This window comes from Variovorax sp. 20P10.2.4 (genome assembly GCF_058244205.1).
The window spans coordinates 1-5,586 of the sequence record NZ_JBZAYE010000498.1; the positions used below are offsets into that span (position 1 = coordinate 1).

The following is a 5,586-nucleotide window of genomic DNA, read 5'->3' on the forward strand; positions in this document are numbered from 1 at the left end:
CGACTTCACGGGACGCGTGTGCGCCGTCATCACCGCGCTGGGCGCGAGCGGCGGCTTCGATCCCTCGGCCGATGGCGTGATCGCGACGGCCGTGCTGCGCGAGGCGGCCGCGACCAGCGAGGTGCTGGGCTACCTGGTACCGAAGGAATGCTGAGCCGCGCTTGACCCGCGTGCGGGCGGGGCGATAGGCTGCGCCGGCGCGTCGCGGGGAGCGGCGCGCCTCCTCGCGGAGCCAACAGCCATCGACAAAGAACGGACAACAAGACTTATGAAGACTTTCGCCTTCCCCTCCCTTCGCACGCCGGCCATCGCGCTGGCCTGCGCGCTCGCCTTCGCGGGCGCTTTCTCGGGCGCTGCTTCGGCGCAGCAGCCGAACCAGGCCGTGCTCGACGCCGCCACGCAGAAGAAGGAGGAATCGCTCAAGCTGCTCGAGCGCCTGGTCAACATCGACTCGGGCTCGACCAATGCCGAGGGCCTCGAGAAGGTCCGCGCGCTGGTGGTGGACGAACTGCGCCAGATGGGCGCGCGCATCGAGACCTTCCCGGCCGAGCCGCATCCGGGCAGCAACGTGGTCGCGACCTTCACCGGCACCGGCAAGAAGAAGATCCTGATCCTGGCCCACATCGACACCGTGTTCAAGGACGGCACCGCCGCCGCCAAGCCCTTCTACGTGAAGGACGGACGCGCCTACGGTCCGGGCGTGATGGACAACAAGGGCGGCGTGGTCGCGGGCCTGCAGGCGCTGAAGATCCTGCAGCAGCTGGGCTTCAAGGACTACGGCCAGCTCACCTTCCTGATCGACACCAACGAGGAGACCGGCTCGGTCGGCACCAGCGCGCTGATCGAGCGCGTGGCGAAGCAGCACGACGTGGCGCTGAACCTCGAGCCGGGCCGCCCGGCCGATGGCCTCGTGGTGGAGCGCAAGGGCTCGGCCACCGCGCTGATCGAGGTCAAGGGCCTGGCCGCGCACGCGGGCGTGGCGCCCGAGGCCGGCCGCAATGCCGCCATGGAGGTGGCGCACCAGGTGCTGCAGCTGTCGAAGACCGCCGATGCCGCGAAGAAGACCACGGTCAACTTCACGGTGCTGACCGCCAACGGCCCGACCAACGTGATCCCCGCCACCGCGAGCGCGCGCGGCGACGTGCGCGCCGCCACGCCCGAGGAGCTCGACCGCGTCGAGAAGGACCTGCAGCGCATCTCGCAGAACAAGCTGATCCCCGACACCGAGGTCAAGGTGCGCCTGATCCGCGGCCTGCCGCCGATGCCGCGTTCGCCCGCCTCCGACAAGCTGGTGGCGACCGCCGAGGGCATCTACGCCGAGATCGACAAGAAGCTCACCATCGAGAGCAGCGGTGGCGCCGCCGATGCGAGCCTGGTGGCCGGCGTCGGCGTGCCGGTGCTCGACGGCTTCGGCATCGTGGGCGGCGGCATCCACACGCCCGAGGAATACGCGGAGGTGGAGAGCATCGTGCCGCGGCTGTATCTGCTGTCGCGGATGCTGATGGCGTTGAGCGCGAACTGAGCTTCAGGCGGCCGCGCTCTGGAGGCGCGGCAGCACCTCGCGCCCGAGTTCTTCCACGATCTCGCGCGCGTCGCGCGGCCCGCGCGCGATGTTCATCAGCACGTGGGCCACGCCCGCGTCTTCCAGCCGGTCGAGGTAGGCCACCAGCGCGTCGCGCCCGGTGCGCAGGCCCAGCTCGATCGGCTCGGCCGGCGCATCGGCGCGCTCGAGCAGCTCGAGCTGCAACGACTGGATGAAGGGCTTGGCCTCGCCGCCCGCGCGCTCGCGCAGCGCGGTCTGCCACAGGCCGATGCGGCCCTGCTGGCGCGCCTCGTCGCGGTGGTAGGTGGCCCAGCCGTCGGCATGGGACGCGGTCCATTGCAGCGACTGTCGCGCCGACCCCACCACCACCATGCCGATGCGTTCGGCCGGCGCCGCCATCAGTTCGTGGCCGGCCGCGGCCTCGCGCAGCACGGCGCGCTCGGCAGCCAGCGGCGAGAGGGCCGAGCGCACCAGCGTCCAGCGCTCGCGGAAGGTCTCGGCGCGCTGCGCGATGTCCTCGCCGAAGATCGCGAACTCGGCCTCGCGGTCGCCCGAGCCGAGCCCGAGGATGAAGCGCTCGCCCGACAGCCGGTTCAGCGACAGCGCGGCCTTGGCCAGGTGCAGTGGATGGCGCAGCGGCAGCACCGCGGCGGCCGTGCCGAGCGCGATGCGCTGCGTGGCCGCGGCCAGCGTGGCGAGCCAGAGGAAGGGCTCGTCGAGCGGGGCCGTCGGCATCATCCGCTCGCCCTGCGGCGCGAGCACCGGCACGTCGCGCGTCCACAGCGCCGCGAAGCCCAGCGCGTCGGCGCGTTGCGCGAGATCGCGCTCGACGGCGAGGTCGGCCATCGCGTCGTCGGGGCGCGCGATCGGTGTCATGAGGCCGAGCGTGAGTCGGCCGGCCTGGAGGGTCTGCTGGTAGGCGCGGTTGAAGGAGGGCATGGGCGGCAGGAGGTGGGGCGAAGGAAATGATCGCACGCGCATCGCGGCCGGCGCCGCGTGGGGACAAGGCGGCCGCGCCAAGCATCTCGATCGGAGATGCGCCGATCTTCAATCCATATGAATCTTGCGCGTAAACCCGCTGCGGCGCCTTCGCGTGCCGCCGCGACCATCGGCGCACCGAATCACAAGCACAGCGAGACACCCACTCCATGAACACGAGCGCGATCACACGGCCCCGGGTAGCGGCGGCGCAAGAGGACGGCGGCGCCGATGCCGTCTACCGCAAGGTCGGCTGGCGGCTCATCCCGCTGCTCTTCGTCTGCTACATCGTGGCCTACCTCGACCGCGTCAACGTCGGCTTCGCCAAGCTGCAGATGCAGGGCGACCTGCAGTTCAGCGAGGCGGTGTACGGCCTGGGCGCGGGCATCTTCTTCATCGGCTACTTCCTGTTCGAGGTGCCGAGCAACGTGATCCTGCACCGCGTGGGCGCGCGCCGCTGGATCGCGCGGATCATGATCACCTGGGGCCTGCTGTCGGCCGCCACGATGTTCGTGAGCTCGCCGATGTCCTTCTACGTGATCCGCTTCCTGCTGGGCGCGGCCGAGGCGGGCTTCTTCCCCGGGATCATCCTGTACCTGACCTACTGGTACCCGGCCGCGCGGCGCAGCAAGGCGACCTCGCTGTTCCTCGCGGCGATCCCGTTCGCGGGCATCCTCGGCGGCCCGATCTCGGGCTGGATCCTGCAGGGCATGGGCGGCGTCAACGGCTGGGCCGGCTGGCAATGGCTGTTCCTGCTGCAGGGCCTGCCGACCGTGGCGCTGGGCCTGGTCGTATGGCGCTACCTCGACGACCGCGTGAAGGACGCGCAGTGGCTCAGTCCCGCCGAGCGCGAGCTGATCGCGCGCGACATCGCGGCCGAGAACCAGGGCAAGGCCGAGCCGCGCATCCTCGCGGTGCTGGGCAACGGCCGCGTCTGGCTGCTGGCGCTGGTGTACTTCGCCTATACCTCGGGCCTGTACGGCATTTCGTTCTGGCTGCCGAGCATCATCAAGGCGATCGGCGTGAAGGGCGCGCTCGACATCGGCCTGTTGAGCGCCATCCCCTGGACCTTCGGCGTGGTCGCGATGTACCTGATGGCGCGCAGCGCCGACCCCCGGCTCGAGTACCGCTGGCACAGCGCGCTGGCCGCCATCGTGGGCGCGATCGGGCTGGTGCTCAGCGTGGCCTTCCACGGCAACGCGGTGCTCGCGATGGCCGGGCTCACGCTCGCCACCATGGGCATCATGTCGACCCTGCCGATCTTCTGGGGCATGCCGACGGCCTTCCTGGGCGGTGCGGCCGCCGCCGCGGGCATCGCGCTGATCAACTCCTTCGGCAACCTCTCGGGCTTCAGCGCGCCCTTCCTCATCGGCCTGATCAAGGACGCGACGCAGAGCACCGACGCGGGCCTGCACATGCTCGCGGGCCTGCTGGTGGCGGGCGCGGTGCTGGTGCTGCTGGTCAAGCCGGCCGCCGCGCGGCGCTGAGCCTTCGTTTTCGCCTTCGCCTTCGCGCCGCGGCGTTCGCCCGCGGCGCTTCATTCCCGGTTCCCCACAGAAAGTCCCACCCCATGGATGCGGTCGTGATCTCCCCTGCGCGTCGTTCGCCCTCGGCCGAACTGCTCGCACTCCTGCAACGGCGTTTCGAGGAACGCCTGTCGACCAGCCAGGCCGTGCTGCTGCAGCACGGCACCGACGAATCGGCCTATGCGCCGCAGCCGCCCGACGCGGTGGTGTTCGTGCAGAGCACCGACGAGGTCGCCTTCGTGGTGCGCGCCTGCGCACGAGAGCGCGTGCCCGTAATCGGCTTCGGCGTGGGCTCGTCGGTCGAAGGCCACCTGCTCGCGGTGCAGGGCGGCGTGTGCATCGACTTCTCGCGCATGAACCGCGTGCTCGCGATCCGCGGCGGCGACCTCACGGCCACGGTCGAGGCCGGCGTGACACGCGGCCAGCTCAACGCGGCACTCGCGGACAGCGGCTTCTTCTTCTCGGTCGACCCCGGTGCCGACGCCTCGATCGGCGGCATGGTCGCCACCGCCGCCTCGGGCACGAACACCGTGCGCTACGGCACCATGCGCGACAACCTCTTGAACCTCACGGTGGTGACGGCCGACGGCGAGGTGGTGCGCACCGCGACGCAGGCGCGCAAGAGCTCGGCCGGCTACAACCTCACGCAACTCTATTGCGGTTCCGAAGGCACGCTGGGTCTGATCACCGAGGCCACGGTGCGGCTGCATCCGCATCCCGAGGCGCATGCGGCGGCGGTGGTGCATTTCCCCTCGGTGCGCGCGGCGGTCGACGTGGTGATCGAGGCGATCCAGCTCGGCGTACCGCTCGCGCGCGCCGAGATGCTGGACGCGCTGACGATCCGCGCCGTGAATGCCCACAGCCGCACCACGCTGGCCGAGCAGCCGACGCTGTTCCTCGAGTTCGGCGCGAGCAAGGCGCAGATCGACGAACAGGCCGAGCTGGTGCGCGAGATCGTGGCCGGCCATGGCGGCGGCGCCTTCCAGTGGGCGCTGCGGCAGGAAGAACGCTCGCGGCTGTGGACGCCGCGCCATCACGCCTACTTCGCCTGCCTGCAGCTCCAGGCCGGCTGCCGCAGCCTCACGACCGATGCCTGCGTGCCGCTGTCGGCGCTCGCGCAGTGCATCGACGAGACCCAGGCCGACATCGCCGAACACGGGCTGCTGGCGCCGGTGTTCGGGCATGTGGGCGACGGCAACTTCCATTGCCTGGTGCTGGTCGACCCCGACGATGCCGCCGCGAACGCTGCCGCGGAGGCCTTCAGCCACCGGCTGGTGCAGCGCGCGCTGCGCCATGGCGGCACCTCCACCGGCGAGCACGGCGTGGGGCTGCACAAGATGCAGTACCTGGTCGAGGAGCACGGCGCGCAGGCGGTTGGGCTGATGCGCGCGATCAAGCGCGCGCTCGATCCGCACGACATCTTCAATCCCGGCAAGGTCGTGGGCCACGCCGCGGTCTGAGTACCCCCGAATACGACAACACAGGAGACAAGACGATGAAGCGTTCGCACAAGCACACATGGGTCGCGATGGCCGCGGC

At 70.6% G+C, this 5,586-nt stretch carries 4 protein-coding genes and 1 pseudogene; 4 read left to right on the forward strand and 1 reads right to left on the reverse strand.

Annotated elements, in window-relative coordinates:
• A pseudogene (locus AC27VN_RS31215) lies at nt 1–154 on the forward strand (IclR family transcriptional regulator); the annotation flags it as partial.
• 114 nt (nt 155–268) lie between these two features.
• Nucleotides 269–1,522, forward strand: coding sequence for a glutamate carboxypeptidase (locus tag AC27VN_RS31220; RefSeq protein ID WP_490879065.1), 1,254 nt, complete (start codon nt 269–271; stop codon nt 1,520–1,522).
• A gap of 3 nt (nt 1,523–1,525) precedes the next feature.
• Here AC27VN_RS31220 and AC27VN_RS31225 read toward each other — a convergent pair whose 3' ends face one another.
• Nucleotides 1,526–2,482, reverse strand: coding sequence for a TIGR03571 family LLM class oxidoreductase (locus tag AC27VN_RS31225; protein ID WP_490879066.1), 957 nt, complete (start codon nt 2,480–2,482; stop codon nt 1,526–1,528).
• Between the two features lie 209 nt (nt 2,483–2,691).
• Here AC27VN_RS31225 and AC27VN_RS31230 point away from each other — a divergent pair, with 209 nt between their 5' ends.
• Complete coding sequence (locus AC27VN_RS31230; protein ID WP_490879067.1) at nt 2,692–4,008, forward strand: MFS transporter; 1,317 nt, start codon at nt 2,692–2,694, stop codon at nt 4,006–4,008.
• Nucleotides 4,009–4,091: 83 nt separating this feature from the next.
• Entirely contained in the window at nt 4,092–5,507 is a 1,416-nt protein-coding gene (locus AC27VN_RS31235) for an FAD-binding oxidoreductase (RefSeq protein ID WP_490879068.1), read from the forward strand.
• Nucleotides 5,508–5,586 lie beyond the last annotated feature (79 nt).